Origin of the sequence: Psychrobacter sp. L7, from assembly GCF_002810365.1 — a bacterium.
Lineage (GTDB): Bacteria > Pseudomonadota > Gammaproteobacteria > Pseudomonadales > Moraxellaceae > Psychrobacter > Psychrobacter celer.
The window spans coordinates 1-17884 of record NZ_NEXR01000009.1 but is presented as its reverse complement, the minus strand read 5'-3'; the positions used below and the strand labels follow the sequence as shown (position 1 = coordinate 17884).

Sequence of the window (17884 nt, the reverse complement as noted above, 5' to 3'; positions counted from 1 at the left end):
GATGCACCAATGGAGACGTGGCAGAGCGGTTGAATGCACCGGTCTTGAAAACCGGCAAGGGTTCATAGCCCTTCGAGAGTTCGAATCTCTCCGTCTCCGCCAAATTCGAAAAGCCCCAATCAACAATGATTGGGGCTTTTTTTATGGGCGTGTATCAGCGCGCTTTATCACTTAAATGATGACAAGAGAGTGTTTGTTACTTTTTAGCCAGTCTCTTACCTGCGTATTCATTTATATGCCCAGTTGTGTACCTAGTGACGTTTTATTTGGCTAAAGACTCATCAAACTCAACATGTTGACCATCTGCTAGTGTCAACGTCCCTTCGCTAATCTCAATAGTCATGTCTCTGGTGTTTCTGATAGCGCGCATGACATTGATGTCCTCAATGCTACTTTCGATGATAATTTTGCCAGATTGCTCAGGTTTGATAGCAGGCTCAAACACAGTCAACGGGACATTAAAGCGCTTGCCTTGGGTCAAAGCGATGTCTTTCATCACCAATGTACCCTTAAAGCTATCGATGGCGACTTCACCGTGGTTGGATAGCATAAACTGGAGCTTTACTTGGTTTAAACTGTCGCTATCACTGCTTTTGACTGGCAAGAGCGCCACAGGGTAGTGTTGCGCATTGGCCGTGGCCGCTTGCTGACTTTTTATGATGGGGCTTTTCTTGCCCGTGGGATTATTGGGATGCAAGCGCTCATATTCACGCTGCTGTATCAAGGCTTGTTTGATCGTAATGCGCGGCATCGCACCAGACTCATAGGCACCGCTGAGTTTCATGCGCAGCATATAGCGACTGAGTAGTTGCTGATCGGTCTTAGGCAGTTGCTCAAAAGTATCACCGAGCTTTTTTTGCCACTGATCAGAGTTGGTCGGAATGGTTTTTTTGCTAGGATCTGCCTGCGGCTGTGAGCACGCAGAGAGAGCAGGCAGAAATGCCAATGCCATCGTCAACAATAATGCTTGGTTAAAACGCGGATATAAACCTCCCATCGTACACCTCCGTGTCAATTTGTTTTGCACCAACGACAGTGATTGTCATCGGCTTTTGTTATGAGTAGGGCTGGTTTTAATATAGCTGGTTTTTTTGGGTGTTGTGTTGGATTATGGCTAAAGACTGTGTGCGGGCGACAACCATCATTTGGCGCACAAAAAAGACTGAGCGCCATGAATGGGCAAGCTCAGTCTTTTGGTACGCAGCCTATCTTAGTTCATCATTAAGAAAGCGGTTTTTTATACTGTCGCTTATGTATCGTCGATTATATATTGTCGTCTATATATAGTCGGCAGTATATCGAATCGGCTTTCTTAATCATCTCTGCTAATCGTCGTTTTGTAGCTCGGATAGGGGGTGGGAGATGTTGTTATTGTGAGTCACCACGATGGCCTCATCGATGATGTGTTGACTGACGCCGCGCTTGCGTAAAGACTCGATAAACACTTCATCATGCGCTAGGGTATAGTCTTGATGATCACGATCAAGCCCTTGACGAATGTATAGGCGAATCAGTCCTTGAATACGCTTAAAGCCCAGCTCTTTTGAGGTGGTCTCTAATAATGCGATCATCTCTTCAGACAGCCGAATACTGACCGGGCGCATGATTTTTTGCGGATGGTCAGAAAACTTATTTTTTACACGTACAGGTATCATAATAAACCATTATTTCTAGTGAGTAGGAGTAAAATATTCAGACAAAACGAACCCAAGCAAACTACTCTTACCATACAACAAAATCGGCCAAATGAACACCGCAGCGGTATTTATATCACTGATTTAATAAGAGAGTTGTCTGAGCCAAAAATGACGGCCATAAAAAAACCTTCATCAAATATTGATGAAGGTTTTTCGTATATGGCTCTCCAACCTGGGCTCGAACCAGGGACACACGGATTAACAGTCCGTTGCTCTACCAACTGAGCTATTGGAGAATAAGCTGTGATAACGGTAAATATGACAAGCTAAAAGTAATTGCTGTCTGCGTTATGTGGGGCACATTTTAGCCAAGTCGGTATAAGCTGTCAACCTTATTTTGACATTATTCGCAAATATTCTTTAGTTGTTGTGAGATTTGACTGCCAGCCCTCAGTCCTTGGCGCATTTTAGCGATAAAAACGACCCTAATATGTCATAAGCGTACCTCAGAATGAGGTGTTTATGAAATGGCGCGTTAGGGCGGATAGGTCTGGATATAGGTAGGCTTGATAGCATGTTTGTGTTGTTAAATTCTTCATCTACCTGCGGCGTGTAACAAAAAAATATCAGCGATATGCTACTTTTATTTATGGATTAAGAAATCTGCTGTCAGCGTTGGTTATCAAGCTTTTGCGGGTAATTTGATTAGACAACTTGGCTATCTTTTTGAATATAAAAGCAATCTGTACATCGCTTGAAACAAAAAAACTGCTGGGTTGCCCTTCACATTGCTGGATTATTTCTATAAAATACCGACCGTGTGGTTTCTTTGGGGGCTACATTCTATTATTTATTGCTTATCCATTTCACTCAATCAAGCGTGTACGCTGGATTTAACACAGGTGTCTTAGCTATGAGTCCTACCATCATTGCTTACGGTTATCTCGCCATCGCTATCATTTGTGAAGTGGTTGGCACGACCTTTTTGGTCAAGTCAGAGCAATTCACCCGTTTGGTGCCGACCTTGATTATGGGCGTGCTTTATGCCATCTCGTTTTATTTATTGACCCAGACCATCAAGACCATACCACTTGGTATCGCCTATGCGCTGTGGGGCGGTCTGGGTATCGTGCTGACCTCACTGGTCGGGGTGTTCTTTTTTAAGCAAAGTCTCGATACCGCGGCGGTAGTCGGCATTGCAATGATCGTCGGCGGCGTGGTGGTGATGAACGTATTGTCAAACTCGGTGGTGCACTGACAGGTAGGTAAAAATGAACATGGACACAAAAATGGAAACACAAAACGCGCATAAACGTAAAAAACAGCCAGAGCTGGTGCGGCGGGCGCTGCTCGATCAAGCAGCGCGTATCACGCTAGAGCAGGGCTTGTCTAAAGTGACCTTTCAAGCGGTGGCAGATGCCGTCGGCGTGACCAAAGGCGGAGTGATGCATCACTTTGCTACCAAAGACGCGCTTATCTTAGAGGTATTTTATGATGCGATGGCCAAGTTTGAGGCAGAAGTCAATGCCGCCATGGCAAAAGATCCGGTCAGCTACGGCTCGTTTACCCGCGCTTATATCGATGCCACTATTAGCTTGGGCGAAAAAGGGCAGGCAGAGTTTAATAGCCAAGCGACCTTGTATGTGTTGATGCTAGGAGACCGGATGCTACGCGAACGCTGGGCTGAGTGGTCCAATGAGCAGCTAAAAAAACACGCGGATACCGACAATACCGAAACGCTATGTATGGTACGTCTGGTCGCCGATGGTATTTGGCTCTCTGATTTTTCGGGTATCGATATCTCGGACAAGGCCTCAATACGTGAGCGCTTGATAAATATGACGCAGCAAGACTTTGACCAATAACTTGATAAACAGCTTTGGTCAATAACACGCACACAGGAAATTTGACCTTTAACCCATGACGGCATGATTTACTGAACGCTTTTTTATAAAGCTTTAGTCGCCCTAAGGAGAACTTATGACAACTACTCAGACAAACGTAAATAATTTACAAGATATTATTGATTTAACACAGACACAGACCGCTTATATCAACGGTCGCTATCTGACGGTCGACGAGTCGCTGACTACCTTTGACGATATCAACCCAGCGACAGGTGAAGTGCTGGCGACCATTCAGCAAACCACCGCTGAGCAAATTGATGAAGCAGTAAAGGCGGCGCAACAAGGCCAAAAACTATGGGCAGCGATGACCGCAGTTGAGCGCGGCCGTATTTTGTCAAAGGCAGTAGAGATATTGCGTGAGCGCAATGACGTACTGGCATTGCTTGAAACCAAGGACACCGGTAAAGCCTACTCTGAGACTAAGTATGTCGATATCGTCACTGGTGCTGATGTCGTTGAATATTATGCAGGGCTTGCGCCAATGATTGAGGGCCGCCAGATTCCACTACGTGATAGCAGCTTTGTTTATACGCGCCGTGAGCCACTTGGCGTCGTCGCTGGTATCGGCGCATGGAACTATCCGATTCAGATCGCCATGTGGAAGGCTGCGCCAGCGTTGGCCGCAGGTAACGCGATGATTTTTAAACCTTCAGAAGTCACGCCGTTAACGGCGCTGAAACTGGCGGAAGTCTTTACCGAAGCTGGCATGCCAGATGGCGTCTTTAACGTCGTACAAGGCGATTATCAAGTAGGTCAAGCATTAACTCAGCATCCTGATATTGCCAAAGTCTCGTTTACAGGCGGGGTGCCAACGGGCAAAAAAGTTATGGCAAGTGCGGCATCATCGTCGCTCAAAGACGTGACCTTAGAGCTGGGCGGTAAGTCGCCATTGATTATCTTTGAGGATGCCGATATCGATATGGCAGCGGATATCGCCATGATGGCGAACTTCTATAGCACCGGTCAGGTCTGTACCAATGGCACGCGTGTATTTATACCAAAAGCGCTACAAGCCAAGTTTGAAGAAGCGATTTTGACGCGGGTTAAACGTATCAAACTCGGTGATCCGATGGATGAAGATATCAATATGGGGCCGCTAGTGAGCTTCCCGCATATGGAGCGAGTGCTTGGCTATATCGAGCAAGGTAAAGCGGGCGGCGCGCGTCTATTAGCGGGCGGTGAGCGAGTAACAACCAGCGAGCTTGCCAATGGTGCCTTTGTCGCACCGACGGTGTTTACCGATTGCAGCGATGATATGACCATCGTGCGCGAAGAAATCTTTGGTCCAGTAATGTCGATATTGACTTATGAGACCGAGGAAGAAGTCATTCGCCGTGCCAATGATACTGAGTACGGCTTGGCCGCAGGGGTGGTGACCAAAGATCTAACCCGCGCGCATCGTGTTATCGGTCAGATTGAGGCGGGTATCTGCTGGTTAAATACTTGGGGCGAGTCGCCGGCGCAAATGCCAGTTGGCGGTTATAAGCACTCAGGTATCGGCCGCGAAAATGGCATCGAGGCCCTTGAGCACTATACACAGACCAAATCTATTCAAGTCGAGCTAGGTAAGTTTGAGTCAGTATTTTAATGGCTTGTTAACTGCTTGTTTTTTTAACCATCTGTTTTAACCACCTGTTTTAATGTACAAAGAAAGCTGTCGTCAGTAAGCGCGTCCTGTAGGCGGATATACCCGCATGATGTGAGCTTACTGATGGCATGACGTATTTTACTATTATGGAGCGTTTTATGACATCAACCACACCTGAATATGACTACATCATTGTCGGTGCAGGCTCAGCCGGAAACGTGCTGGCCACGCGCTTGACCGAAGATGCCAACATTAAGGTGTTGCTATTAGAAGCTGGTCGACCTGATTATCGACTAGACTTTCGCACGCAGATGCCAGCGGCGCTCGCGATGCCGCTACAAGGCACTACTTATAACTGGGGCTACAAAACCGACCCTGAGCCATATATGAATAACCGCGTCATGGACTGTGGCCGCGGTAAAGGGCTTGGCGGCTCATCACTCATCAATGGCATGTGCTATATCCGTGGTAACGCGCTCGATTTTGATGACTGGGCCAAAATCAAAGGCTTAGAGGACTGGACGTATCTCGACTGTTTGCCCTACTTTAAAAAGTCAGAAAATTGCGATGCAGGCGAAAATGACTATCATGGCGTCGGTGGTCCGGTAGAGATGACCACCTCAAAACCTGGCGTCAATCCGCTGTTTGAAGCGATGATTGAAGCAGGCGTGCAAGCTGGCTATCCGCGTACAGAGGATTTAAACGGCTATCAGCAAGAAGGCTTTGGGCCAATGGATCGTTTTGTCACGCCAAATGGTCGCCGCGCATCAACGGCACGCGGGTATCTCGACCGTGCCAAACCACGTAGCAATATTACGATTTTGACCGGTGCCTTGACCGATGTGATTTTATTCGATGGTAAGCGCGCGGTCGGCGTCAAAGTTGAGCATCAAGGTCAAACCAAAAAATTCTATGCCGCTCGAGAAGTGATTGTTTCATCGGGTGCTATCGCTTCGCCGCAATTATTGCAGCGCTCTGGTATTGGCCCTGGTCAGTGGCTCAAAGACTTGGGGATTAACGAGGTTTTAGAGTTACCGGGCGTGGGTAACAACCTACAAGACCATTTAGAGCTGTATATGCAGTACGAATGTAAATTGCCGGTGTCGATTGCCCCTGCCAATAAATGGTGGAATAAGCCTGCGATTGGTGCCGAGTGGTTGTTTAATGGTACTGGTCTTGGCGCGTCCAATCAATTCGAAGGTGGCGGCTTTATCCGTACCGATGAGAAGTTTACTCACCCTAATATCCAGTATCACTTCTTGCCATTAGCGGTGCGTTACGATGGTCGCAGTGCGGTAAAATCGCACAGCTTCCAAGCGCACGTGGGCTCACTACGCTCACCGAGTCGTGGCCGCGTCAAGCTCACTTCAAGAGATCCCAACGCGCATCCAAGCATTTTATTTAACTATATGTCGCATGAGCAAGACTGGCAGGAGTTCCGCGCGGCGATGCGTATCACTCGCGAGATTATGCATCAGCCAGCGCTTGACCCGTATCGCGGCCGCGCCATTGCGCCGACCGATGATCTGGTGACCGATGCGCAGCTCGATGAGTATGTCCGCAACCATAGCGAGACCGCTTATCATCCGTCGTGCACCTGTGCGATGGGTGAGGGCAATGATTCGGTGGTCAATGGTGAAGGGCTGGTACATGGTATCGATGGCCTACGCGTGGTCGATGCGTCGATTATGCCAAATATCATCAGCGGCAACTTAAACGCCACCACCATTATGCTGGCCGAAAAAATCGTCGATAAGATGCGCGGCAAGCAATTACCACGCTCGGCAGCGGATTATTATGTCGCCAATGGCGCACCGCTCAGAGCCGAGCCAATGAGTGCTTATCATACGACTGTATAAATAAACGTGCCAGCCAGTAGGCAGGATATCAGGATAATATAACGTCAATTTCAAATAAAAGGCCTTTCAACGTAAAGGTCTTTTTTATCAGTGCAGATTTGCTGGTACTCTTGTGAGCACTGACATCATCAGTACCGCACGCAAATGAGCATATCGGCTTTATTTTGCGCCGATTATCTTTTCATTATTTTTTAAAGGTGTTGCTAAGGGGTCTGCGGACTGTTTAGCAAATTTTTATTGATTGGTACTGCTTTGTGCGTCATGCATTTATGGACACATAATGTGGCGATGAGTCGTCAGTTTATGACGGACAAAGCAATATCATACGGTGTTTCATTTACCTATTGAGGTCTTTTATGTACAGCTCGCCATCAGAAGATGCGACGAAACCCTTGAGTCTAAATAAAGCGGTTTTTTTAGGCTCAGCGATTATTTCTATTTTATTGATTGTTTGGACGATTGCCTTGCCAGATTATAGTGAGGCATTATTAAGCGCGAGCATGGCGTGGGTGTCAGAGAGCTTTGGCTGGTATTACATGCTGGTGGTGGCTGCTTATAGTATTTTTGCATTATTTGTAGGCTTTTCAAAATACGGCGATATCAAGCTGGGGCAGGACCACGAAAAAGCGCAGTTTCCCTTTTTAGCATGGGCAGCGATGCTGTTTTCGGCTGGTATTGGTATCGATTTATTGTTTTTTGGTGCCTCTGAGCCGTTGATGCATTATCTCACCCCGCATACGGGGCTAGAGCCTGCCAGTGCCGAAGCGATGCGCCAAGCGTTATCTCAGACTTTTTTGCATTGGGGTCTGCATGGCTGGGGTATTTATGCGCTGATTGGTATGGCGCTAGCGTACTTTGCTTATCGCAAAAACATGCCGCTAGCGCTACGCTCACCGCTGACACCTATCTTTGGCGAGCGCCTAGTCAAAGGCTGGCTCGGTGATGGCATTGATACCTTTGGCGTGGTCTGTACCTTGATGGGTATTGCCACCAGCTTAGGCATCGGCGTGTTGCAGGCCAACGCAGGTTTGACGCATGTCTTCGGTATCGAGTCGAGCAAGATGGTGCAGAGCTTGATTATCTTGGGCGTGGTCTTAGCTGCCGCCATCTCAGCGATGACCGGTGTAGAAAAGGGCGTACGCCGCCTGTCTGAGTTCAATATGCTCTCGTCGATATTGCTATTGATCGCGATACTGGTGATGGGCAATACTGTGTACTTGCTCAACACCTTTACCCAAAGTATCGGTCAGTACTTCCAAACCATCGTTTTCAAAACATTCGACGTCTATGCTTATGACGGCAGCGCTGGTGCCGATTGGAAATCAGGCTGGACGATATTTTTCTGGGCATGGTGGGTTGCTTGGGCACCCTTTGTCGGCTTGTTTATTGCGCGTATTAGCCGTGGCCGTACCTTGCGTGAGTTTGTCTTTGGTGTGATGTTTATCCCGCTGGGCTTTATCTTTGCTTGGTTCTCTATCTTCGGTAACTCAGCGATAGACTTGGTGGCCAATGGCGCGACGGAGCTTGGTGAAATCGCCATCAATGACGCGGCAATGGGTATGTTTGCCTTGTTTGAGTACTTCCCTTTTAGTGATGTTTTATCATTCGCTGGCGTGGTTATCGGGCTTATTTTCTTTGTGACCTCAGCGGACTCTGGTGCGCTAGTACTGGCCAATCTCAGCTCAAAAGGTATGACCAATGATACTGATGCGCCGGTTTGGCTGCGTTTGTTTTGGGCAGCGGCAACAGGTTTAATTACCCTAGGCTTGCTGTTCGCCGGCGGCTTTGCCTCGTTGCAGTCGGTGTCTGTCATCGCAGGTTTGCCGTTTTCGCTGATTTTGGTGCTTTACATGATGTCGATGTGGCGCAGCCTAAAAGAAGAGGGCAATAAGCGCAAAGCCAGTACGGTTGGCACCGCAAACGTGCTTGATAGCGGTAAGAGCTGGAAAGCGCGTCTGCAGCGTATTGTTAGTTTTCCAAGCCATACGCAAGTCGAGCGGTTTTTACAAAACATCGTCAAACCTGCCATGAGTGATGTCGAAAAAGAGCTAAGAGCTGGCGGTCTAAAGACGTCATTGGATGTGCGAAATTTGGCCAATATCGGTGACGATCTCGATGCAGGTCTAGACGATGACAATGGTCAAATAGATGGTATCAAGCTGCGCGTCGGTCATGGCGATGAAGATGACTTTATTTATGAGGTCAATCTCATCAAAGCTGAGCGTCCAAACTTCACCTTAAATACCTCAACCAAGCATGCTGAGTTTTACTACCGTGCTGAGGTGTTTTTAAGCGATGGCTCACAGGAGTACGACTTGGTTGGCTACACCAAAGAGCAAGTGCTGGTCGATATCTTGCATCAGTATGAGTGCCATTTGCAGTATCTACATTTAGAGCGTTAATTATCTAGATGTTGAATAACCAGATGTTAACTGGCTAGATACCGTGACAAGATTGTCTTTTAGATGACCCCATAAGTTACAGTTAGCTTATGGGGTTTATTTATGAGCTGACGATAGGTCAATAGGTGGTATAAGGTAAAATATATAGAGATAAATTTTAAAGTATAGTCAGTGAAACATGATATCTATACCAGCAGTACCATAGTGTACTCAAAGTATTTTGACTAAGACATACCCTATATAAAAGGACAAATCTGTGACCACACTCAAGTACCTCGCTCATTATTCTGAACATATTCAAAGCCAAGCGGCTCGGCTCATCAATGAGGGCAGGCTGGGCGACTATCTAGAAAGCAAATATCCCAATCGGCACCAAGTGCAAAGCGATAAGGCGCTTTATCAATATATAAACGACATAAAAAACCAGTCTATGCGCAAAATCGGCCCGCTATCGAATGTCAGTTATAGCAGCAAATTAAAAGTCCTCAAACAGGCGCTGGGGGTTCATACCACGCAGTCTCGCGTCCAAGGTAGTAAGCTCAAATCGCACAACAGCATTACGGTGGCCAGCTTATTTAAAGAAGCGCCGCCTGAGTTTTTGCGCATGATCGTCGTGCACGAGTTGGCACATTTTAAGGAGCATGAGCACAACAAAGCATTTTATCAATTATGCTGTCATATGGAGCCAGAGTATCATCAGTTTGAATTAGACACGCGTTTGTGGCTGCACTGGCGTGAGTTTTAGAAATTTTTCGCATTTGAGCACGAACCGAAAAAAACTATATAACCAAAAAAATCATCTATTTAAAATATATGTTTTAAGTTTTTTATATTTGATGACATAGTTGTTTTTGGCTTCCAAATAAAACAATGGTTTTTTACAATTTATTACCAAAGATAATTTTTGTTTTTTCTATACGGTCAGATAAAAGTTAATTTTAAGCCTATGTTATCGAATCAAATACTGCCAATCAACCATAGCTAACTATAGGTATAACCATCCTATAATGTAGAAAGCATAACAAGGTAGGTACGGTATAAGGCTTGACGAAGATCTGTGACTTCAAACTGTCATGTTTATGACCTATAGTGCTGTATTGGCTCATGTGTAATCAAGAACATAGACGACAGCATAAAAACCACAAAAATAATAAATACCCTAATTTCTTTAAGGGAAAAAGTAAATACATTATATATTCTTATTTAAGAATTAATATATTAATATAAGTGAATTTATTTAAATTATCATTAAATACTATAATAAAGTTGACTATGTGTACATGTGTATTATCATGTTTTATAAGAGAGTAACTCTGTAATAAAACCGGATTATAAAATTTTTTATATTTTATGAGTGTGTCTATATAAAGCGTGAAATTATCTGATTATATTGCATTAAAGATATAAATTTTGCCATTATAAAAAATGCTTAATTGATAGTAAGGGAAGTACATCATGAACCGTAATTATAAAGTTATCTGGAATCGCTCGCTTGGCTGCTTTATGGCAGTTGCCGAATATGCCAAAGCCCGTGGTAAGTCATCGAATCGTGCGGTGAGCTCTGGCTCAGCGGCATCGAGTGCGGTAAGCTCAGGAACGAAGCTGATGCGCTTGACGGCAATATGTACAGGGCTTGCAGCCTCTGGGTTTAGTATGCAGGTAGTGGCTGTCGTAGGACCTAATTCAATAGATACTGAAGTTTGTGATGCTACTAGCAATCCCAGTACTGCAGCAGATAGATCTAGCGGTGATATTGCTATTGGCTGCGGTAGCGATGCTAGTGGTAGAAACAACATAGCGATAGGCGGCAACGCAACTACTAAGGTAGACGCAGGAGAAACCCAAGGCGCACAGAGCGTCGCTATAGGTTATGACGCTCAAACAAAGGGCGATCAATCGGTAGGTTTGGGTGCCAATGTTCGAGCTAGCGGTAATTCTTCTATCGCTATCGGTGGTGATGATTTAGACTCAGCATCCAGTAGAAATATAGATGGTACATCTAATAACGGTTTAAATAGTGGCGATGTAAATGAGGCCTTTAAAAAGTTTGCCGGTCGCGATTTAGTCTACACAGACGCAAACGGCGCAAATGACCCAAATATTCCAGACGTTAATAGAAAGCAGTACATCGGTACAGAAACTGCAGGCCCTGCTTCTGTCGCTATTGGTGTGCAAGCGCAGTCTATTGGCGCTCTATCAACAGCGTTTGGTACTCAGGCAACATCTATTGGTGTGGGTTCTGCAGCTTTTGGGGTATCAGCTACAGCTACAAAGTCAGGTTCTGTAGCATTGGGGGCAGGTGCTCAGACCGATAACGATGCTACGTCCGAAAAAACAGTCGTTATAGGTGGCAAGACTTACAACTTTGCTGGTAGTGTGCTTGACGGTACAGATGTCAAGACAGGTGCGCAAGTCTCTGTTGGTATGACAGGGCTTGAACGGCAAATAAAGAATGTTGCTGGTGGTAAAATTAGTGCAGACAGCACCGATGCGATTAACGGCAGCCAGTTGGCTGCTACTAATTCAGCTTTAGAGGACACAAATACCAATGTTGCAACTAACACAGGTAACATTGCTGATTTGGCCAATGGCCGTACCGGTATCGTCCGTCAAGATACTGGCACGGGTCCAATCACTGTTGGCGCTGCTACTGGTGGTACAAGCGTTGATTTCACAAATTCAACAGGCAATGCCCGTACACTGACAGGTGTCGCTAATGGCGTTAATGACAATGACGCGGTGAACTTCGGTCAGCTGAACCAAACAGTTGCAGACAATAAAGTCAAGTATTTCAGCGTGAATTCTACAGCTGGTGGTAACGTAAACAATGACGGTGCACAAGGCACCAATGCAATAGCCATTGGTAAAGATGCTGAAGTTGCTGATGGTCATTATAGCTCTATCGCTATGGGGCTTGGGGCGAAGGTTGCCAGGGAACCCGATACGGGAGCTAACATATCATTCGGTGCAGTTGCTATTGGTAATAAAGCATGGGCTAGGGGGACTAACTCTGTTGCTCTCGGTACTGATGCGACAACATCCATCTATGATAGGGGGGTTGCCATTGGTAATAAAGCTGGGTCATTAGGCTCTGATGCAACGGCGATAGGCAGTGAAGCTGTTGCAGCCTCTGCTGGGGTGGCGCTTGGTAATAAGGCTAAGGCACACAATACCCGCAGTATTGCAATTGGTGACAACGCTGTTGTTGGTGGTGATACAGCTGACGTTGCAAGCTCTTACGGAATTGCTATCGGTCAACGGTCAAGGGTCAAGGGTCAAGGGTGAAGCTAGTATTGCCATAGGTCGATTGGCAAACACTTCAGGTGTAGATGCATTGGCTATTGGTCGAGAATCTATTGCAGCTGCAAATGGTACTGCTATTGGCGCAGGAGCTAAAGCAAATAAAGCAGGTGGTGTTGCCATTGGTGCAGACTCTATAGCTAATATAGAAGCAGGTATTAAAGGCTTTGACCCTTCTACGGGTGGCGCAACTACCAAAACATCAAATGTGTGGCAATCTACTCGAGCAGCTGTAGCTTTAGGAGATAGTGATAACGGAGTTACCCGTCAATTAACTGGATTGGCAGCAGGTACCAATGATTCTGATGCGGTAAACGTCGCGCAGCTCAGAACCACCAATGACAGAGTGACCACCAACACCGGTGACATCGCTAACATCAATGCTGGTCGCACCGGTATTGTTCGTCAAGACGCAGGCACAGGCGCGATCACAGTAGGCGCTCAAACGGGCGGTACCAGCGTTGACTTTACCAATACCGATGGCGTTAATCGTCAACTAACAGGCGTTGCCAGTGCAGGAGACATTACTCTTGCTGCCAATGCAAACAATGCCGTCAACGCAGGCGATGTAAATACGGCAGTTACAGGCTTAACCAACGCTGGTCTTAACTTCCAAGGTGACGATGGTACATTGATTGATCGTAACCTTGGCGACACACTGACCATCACAGGTGGCGAGACGGACTCAAACAACCTAACCGCAGGTAATATCGGTGTGGTCGCAAACGGTACCGGTGGTCTGAGCGTACAGCTGGCCAAAAACATTGCTGTTGACAGCGTAACCACCGGCAACACCGTCACTAATAGCGATGGTGTCAAAGTTGATGATGGTGCAGGCAATGCAACCACCATCACCACTGCTGGTACAAGCGTGGTTGATGACAATAACAACAGCGCGAACTATACCGCTGCCGGCTCAAGCTTAAGTGATGATCAAGGCAACACCAATGTCAGCACCGCGACAGGCAATACCATCACCACTGGCAACAACGTCACCACCACCACCGGTACTGGCACCACGGTCACTGACGGCACGAACACTAGCAACTACGGTGCAGAAGGCTTCACCGCTACAGACGGCACTAACAGTACGACTGTTGGTACAGGTCGTATTAGTATAAGCGGCGTTGACAACACCGACCCCTCTAACCCAGTGACTAACAACATCGTATTGGACGGAACGACGGGGCAGATCAGTGGTGTGGCTGACGCAACTGCAGCTGACCAAGCCATTAACAAAGGCCAACTAGACGCGATAGCAAGTGCAGGTGACGCGAAGACTGACGCTTTAGGTAACAGCACAGCAAGCAACTTAGGCGGCGGTGCAAGCTATGACGCAGCCACAGGCACAGTTAATGACCTAAGCTATGAGCTTGATAACGGCAACACCATCGTCAACAACGTTGGCGACGCGCTCACCAACCTAGATGGTCGTACTACCACCAACACTGATGACATCGCTAACATCAATGCTGGTCGCACCGGTATTGTCCGTCAAGACGCAGGCACAGGCGCGATCACCGTTGGCGCTCAAACGGGCGGTACCAGCGTTGACTTTACCAATACCGATGGCGTTAATCGTCAACTAACAGGCGTTGCCAGTGCAGGAGACATTACTCTTGCTGCCAATGCAAACAATGCCGTCAACGCAGGCGATGTAAATACGGCAGTTACAGGCTTAACCAACGCTGGTCTTAACTTCCAAGGTGACGATGGTACATTGATTGATCGTAACCTTGGCGACACACTGACCATCACAGGTGGCGAGACGGACTCAAACAACCTAACCGCAGGTAATATCGGTGTGGTCGCAAACGGTACCGGTGGTCTGAGCGTACAGCTGGCCAAAAACATTGCTGTTGACAGCGTAACCACCGGCAACACCGTCACTAATAGCGATGGTGTCAAAGTTGATGATGGTGCAGGCAATGCAACCACCATCACCACGGCAGGTACAAGCGTCACTGACGGTACCAGCACCAGCAACTATGGCGCTGATGGTTTTACTGTTACAGATGCAACGGGTAACAGCAGTATATTTAATCAAGGCGGCCTCAGCTTCACAGACACCCAAGGTGATGCAACCGGTCCAAGCATTACTGCAAGTGGCATTGATGCCGGTGGCTCTACCATCACCAACCTAAAAGATGGCATAAACGCTGGCGATGCAGTGAATAAAGGTCAGTTAGACGCCATTACTGGCAATATTACCGCAGGCGGGGTTCAGTATGATCGTAATACTGATGATACAGTAAACTATGACCAAGTCAGCTTCGCTGGTACACCAGCTATCGTCGGTAAAGATGACAATGATAACGACATCGTCGTTAGTGGTGGAACGACGCTTACTAACGTTGCCAATGGTATCAACGCCTCTGATGCAGTTAATAAAAGTCAGCTTGATAGTGTTACTAAGGTCAAAGTTTTTGATAAAAACGGTGATGAGGTCACGGTAAATTTGGCAGATCAAGTGGTTAACAACAATGTAAATAACAATGAATTAGAATCTTTATTCTTAACCTACAATAAAGAAGGCCAAGAAGTCACTGATCGCTTGACCATCGGTGAGACGGTGCAAAAAATGAACACGGAAGGCGTAAAATTTGCGCATACCAATGCTAGTAGTCAAAGCAAAGGCGACATTGCTAACGGTGTGACCAATGACTCAAGCGCAGGCGGTCTTGACTCTACTGCCATCGGTGTCAACGCCATTATCGAAGCCGGCGCTGACAGCACAGTAGCCCTAGGTCATGACACGTTTGCCTCGGCCGATGCGACAAACTCTGTCGTTATAGGTAAAGGGTCAGAGGTAACAGGTGAGTCATCAATTGCTATTGGTGATGGCGCGCAAGCGTTAGGTAATCAGTCCATTAGTATCGGTACCGGCAACGTTGTTAATGGCGATAACTCTGGTGCCTTTGGTGATCCAAGTATTATTGATGGCAGTAACAGTTACTCAGTGGGTAATAACAATACAATTAATAGTAATGACACCTTTGTCTTCGGTAATAATGTGACTCAAACTGTCGAAGGCTCGGTAGTATTGGGTACCGGCTCTGCAGCGATGACGGGCGCGGGTATCGCAGGGTTTGGGGCCGTTAGCAATGCTGCTATTGCTGCCACAACCAGTACTACAGGCGCAGTTGCTGTGGGTGATGCGGCTAATAACGTATATCGTCAAGTCACTGGCGTTGCCGCAGGTACGGCGGATTCCGATGCGGTCAACGTCTCACAGCTAAAAGCAGTCAGTGATGCGTTGGGTGATAGCAATGAAGCGCTCAGTAACGCTGCCGTGCAATACGACAAAAACCCAGATGATACTGTCAATAAAGGCAGCATTACATTAGGCGGCGCAGCAGGTACCACTATCACCAATGTCAAAGGCGGCTCTATCGCTGCAGGTAGTACTGATGCCATCAATGGTGGTCAATTGCATAATCTTGGTAGCGATGTCGCGGGTATTATCGGTGGTGATGCAACTTATGATGCAAATGGCAACCTAACTGCTAATAATATCGGTGGGACTGGTAAAGGCAACATTAGCGATGCTATTGCTTCTATTAACCAAGGTAATGCTCAGGCCAACGAAGACATCCAAGTCAATGCTGATAATATCCAAGCCAATACTGACAGGCTCGATACAGGTCTTAGCTTTGGGGCAGACACTGGGGATAATATCAACAAGCCTATTGGTGACAGTAGTGCGCTTAAGTTTGAAGGCGGCAATAATATCACCACCTCTGCCACTGGTGACGGTATCAAGTTTGACTTAAACGGCAATATCAGTGTGGACAGTGTCACGGCTGATAGTGTGACCACAGGTAATACCACAGTCAGCAATAATGGCATCACCATCAAAGAGGGTCCAAGCATGACCACAGACGGTATCAATGCCGGTGATAAAACAATCACTGGTGTCGCTGATGGCATCGAAGTCAATGATGCTGTCAACCTTGGTCAGCTTAATGCGCTTGATGGGAAGCTCAGTAACAGCGTCAATGAGCTCGGTTACAAAATCAATGAAGTAGAAGACGATGCCAATGCGGGTATTTCGGCAGCAATGGCAATGTCTTCACTGCCACAAGCTTACATCCCTGGTAAGTCGATGGTCGGCGGTGGTATCGCCACTTATAATGGTCAAAGTGCCGTGGCAATTGGTGTGTCTAAAGTGTCTGACAATGGCCGCTGGGTCATTAAAGTCAATGGCACCGCAGATACCCAAGGCAATGCTGGCGGCGCAGTGGGTGCAGGCTTCCATTTCTAATCGACCTTGCGATGTCGTGACAGCGTTTACCCATGAGTAGACGCTGTCAACTCACTTATAAAACATATTTAGGGATGTATAATGAAAAAATCTGTATATAGTCAGTCTTTTATAAATAAGATACAATGCTTTTAAAATAAAGAGAAAGATATAATCATTATGACTTACTCAGCAGACTTTCGAACGCAAGTTATAAAAAGCGTCAAAGACAAAGACATGAGCATTCGTCAAGCTTGTATTTTCTATGACATCAGCAAAACCACTTTACAGCGTTGGCTGAAAAATCCAAGTATCAAACAAACTCGGGATAAGCCACCCAGTAAAATACCAAATGAAGCACTTCTCAAAGACGTCGCGCAGTATCCAGACGATTACATGTACGAGCGAGCTCAACGTTTAGGCTGTAGCAAGTCAGGCATTGATATTGCCCTAAAGCGCCTTGGTATCAGTCAAAAAAAAGACCTTAGAGCATCCAAAAGTGTGTCCAATAAAAAGAGCAGCGTATCAGAGTAAGCTCAATAGTTTTATGCAGCAAGGCTATCCCATTGTGTACATGGATGAAAGCGGCTTTGAGGCTGAAACCATTCGTTCTCATGGCTATGCACCGATAGGTAAACCCTGTATCGACAGCTATAACTGGCAAGCAAGAAAGCGCACTAACGTTATTGGTGCGCTCTATGAAAAAATGTTATTTGCCTTAGATTACTTTGAGCAAAATATTAACAGCAGCATATTCTACCACTGGTGCAAACACACGCTAATACCAAGTCTTAAAACAAAATGTGTGATCGTGATGGACAATGCTAGATTTCATAAGAACAAATGCATTCAAAAACTACTGAACAGACATGGCCATCGTATTCTTTGGTTGCCACCCTACAGCCCTGATCTAAATCCCATTGAAAAGAAGTGGGCACAGGCAAAATT

At 46.5% G+C, this 17884-nt stretch carries 12 protein-coding genes, 2 tRNA genes and 2 pseudogenes; 13 read left to right on the top strand and 3 right to left on the bottom strand.

Translation table 11 applies throughout. The features are described from left to right. Positions 1-11: 11 nt before the first annotated feature. Positions 12-102, top strand: a tRNA-Ser gene (locus tag CAP50_RS09125). 160 nt (positions 103-262) lie between these two features. Here the strand turns inward: CAP50_RS09125 and CAP50_RS09120 are convergent. The 3 genes from CAP50_RS09120 to CAP50_RS09110 form a co-directional block, all read right to left on the bottom strand. After that, a complete protein-coding gene (locus tag CAP50_RS09120; protein ID WP_100749783.1) occupies positions 263-997 on the bottom strand; it encodes a hypothetical protein in 735 nt (244 codons plus the stop codon). A 328-nt stretch (positions 998-1325) separates the two neighbouring features. Beyond that, positions 1326-1655, bottom strand: coding sequence for a CopG family transcriptional regulator (locus CAP50_RS09115; RefSeq protein ID WP_075100607.1), 330 nt, complete (start codon positions 1653-1655; stop codon positions 1326-1328). Positions 1656-1857: 202 nt separating this feature from the next. After that, positions 1858-1933, bottom strand: a tRNA-Asn gene (locus CAP50_RS09110). Between the two features lie 617 nt (positions 1934-2550). On the opposite strand from CAP50_RS09110, the gene CAP50_RS09105 reads away from it, so the two are divergent. The 12 genes and pseudogenes from CAP50_RS09105 to CAP50_RS09060 form a co-directional block, all read left to right on the top strand. Next, positions 2551-2895 (top strand): DMT family transporter, encoded by a 345-nt coding sequence (locus CAP50_RS09105; RefSeq protein WP_100749782.1) that lies wholly within the window; start codon positions 2551-2553, stop codon positions 2893-2895. A 31-nt stretch (positions 2896-2926) separates the two neighbouring features. Continuing rightward, on the top strand, positions 2927-3502 hold the full coding sequence (locus CAP50_RS09100; RefSeq protein ID WP_100749781.1) for a TetR/AcrR family transcriptional regulator: 576 nt from the start codon (positions 2927-2929) through the stop codon (positions 3500-3502). A gap of 115 nt (positions 3503-3617) precedes the next feature. Next, entirely contained in the window at positions 3618-5132 is a 1515-nt protein-coding gene (gene betB / locus CAP50_RS09095) for a betaine-aldehyde dehydrogenase (RefSeq protein ID WP_100749780.1), read from the top strand. Positions 5133-5290: 158 nt separating this feature from the next. Then, the gene (gene betA, locus CAP50_RS09090) at positions 5291-6991 is read left to right on the top strand and encodes a choline dehydrogenase (RefSeq protein WP_100749779.1); all 1701 of its coding nucleotides are present in this window, start codon (positions 5291-5293) and stop codon (positions 6989-6991) included. 356 nt (positions 6992-7347) lie between these two features. Continuing rightward, complete coding sequence (gene betT / locus CAP50_RS09085) at positions 7348-9393, top strand: choline BCCT transporter BetT (RefSeq protein WP_100749778.1); 2046 nt, start codon at positions 7348-7350, stop codon at positions 9391-9393. A gap of 256 nt (positions 9394-9649) precedes the next feature. Continuing rightward, positions 9650-10138 (top strand): M48 metallopeptidase family protein, encoded by a 489-nt coding sequence (locus CAP50_RS09080; RefSeq protein ID WP_100749777.1) that lies wholly within the window; start codon positions 9650-9652, stop codon positions 10136-10138. A gap of 710 nt (positions 10139-10848) precedes the next feature. After that, the gene (locus tag CAP50_RS09075; protein ID WP_100749776.1) at positions 10849-12678 is read left to right on the top strand and encodes an ESPR-type extended signal peptide-containing protein; all 1830 of its coding nucleotides are present in this window, start codon (positions 10849-10851) and stop codon (positions 12676-12678) included. Beyond that, positions 12584-13066, top strand: a pseudogene (locus tag CAP50_RS12945) (hypothetical protein); the annotation flags it as partial. The gene CAP50_RS09075 and the pseudogene CAP50_RS12945, both read left to right, overlap by 95 nt. Before the next feature lie 1746 nt (positions 13067-14812). After that, positions 14813-16018 (top strand): annotated as a pseudogene (locus tag CAP50_RS12940) (trimeric autotransporter adhesin AtaA); the annotation flags it as partial. A 12-nt stretch (positions 16019-16030) separates the two neighbouring features. Further along, positions 16031-16957 (top strand): YadA-like family protein, encoded by a 927-nt coding sequence (locus CAP50_RS12935; RefSeq protein ID WP_446737509.1) that lies wholly within the window; start codon positions 16031-16033, stop codon positions 16955-16957. 159 nt (positions 16958-17116) lie between these two features. Next, positions 17117-17470, top strand: a complete 354-nt coding sequence (locus tag CAP50_RS09065) for an IS630 transposase-related protein (RefSeq protein ID WP_075100793.1) — start codon at positions 17117-17119, stop codon at positions 17468-17470. Continuing rightward, a partial coding sequence (locus tag CAP50_RS09060) for an IS630 family transposase (RefSeq protein WP_172953109.1) occupies positions 17436-17884 on the top strand: 449 nt, incomplete at its 3' end. The genes CAP50_RS09065 and CAP50_RS09060, both read left to right, overlap by 35 nt.

Coding starts and splice junctions, on each gene's coding strand:
- CAP50_RS09105 (WP_100749782.1), top strand. CDS start 2,551: ATGAGTCCTACCATCATTGCTTACGGTTATCTCGCCATCGCTATCATT.
- betA (WP_100749779.1), top strand. CDS start 5,291: ATGACATCAACCACACCTGAATATGACTACATCATTGTCGGTGCAGGC.
- CAP50_RS09120 (WP_100749783.1), bottom strand. CDS start 997: ATGGGAGGTTTATATCCGCGTTTTAACCAAGCATTATTGTTGACGATG.
- betB (WP_100749780.1), top strand. CDS start 3,618: ATGACAACTACTCAGACAAACGTAAATAATTTACAAGATATTATTGAT.
- CAP50_RS09115 (WP_075100607.1), bottom strand. CDS start 1,655: ATGATACCTGTACGTGTAAAAAATAAGTTTTCTGACCATCCGCAAAAA.
- CAP50_RS09065 (WP_075100793.1), top strand. CDS start 17,117: ATGACTTACTCAGCAGACTTTCGAACGCAAGTTATAAAAAGCGTCAAA.
- CAP50_RS09100 (WP_100749781.1), top strand. CDS start 2,927: ATGGAAACACAAAACGCGCATAAACGTAAAAAACAGCCAGAGCTGGTG.
- CAP50_RS09075 (WP_100749776.1), top strand. CDS start 10,849: ATGAACCGTAATTATAAAGTTATCTGGAATCGCTCGCTTGGCTGCTTT.
- betT (WP_100749778.1), top strand. CDS start 7,348: ATGTACAGCTCGCCATCAGAAGATGCGACGAAACCCTTGAGTCTAAAT.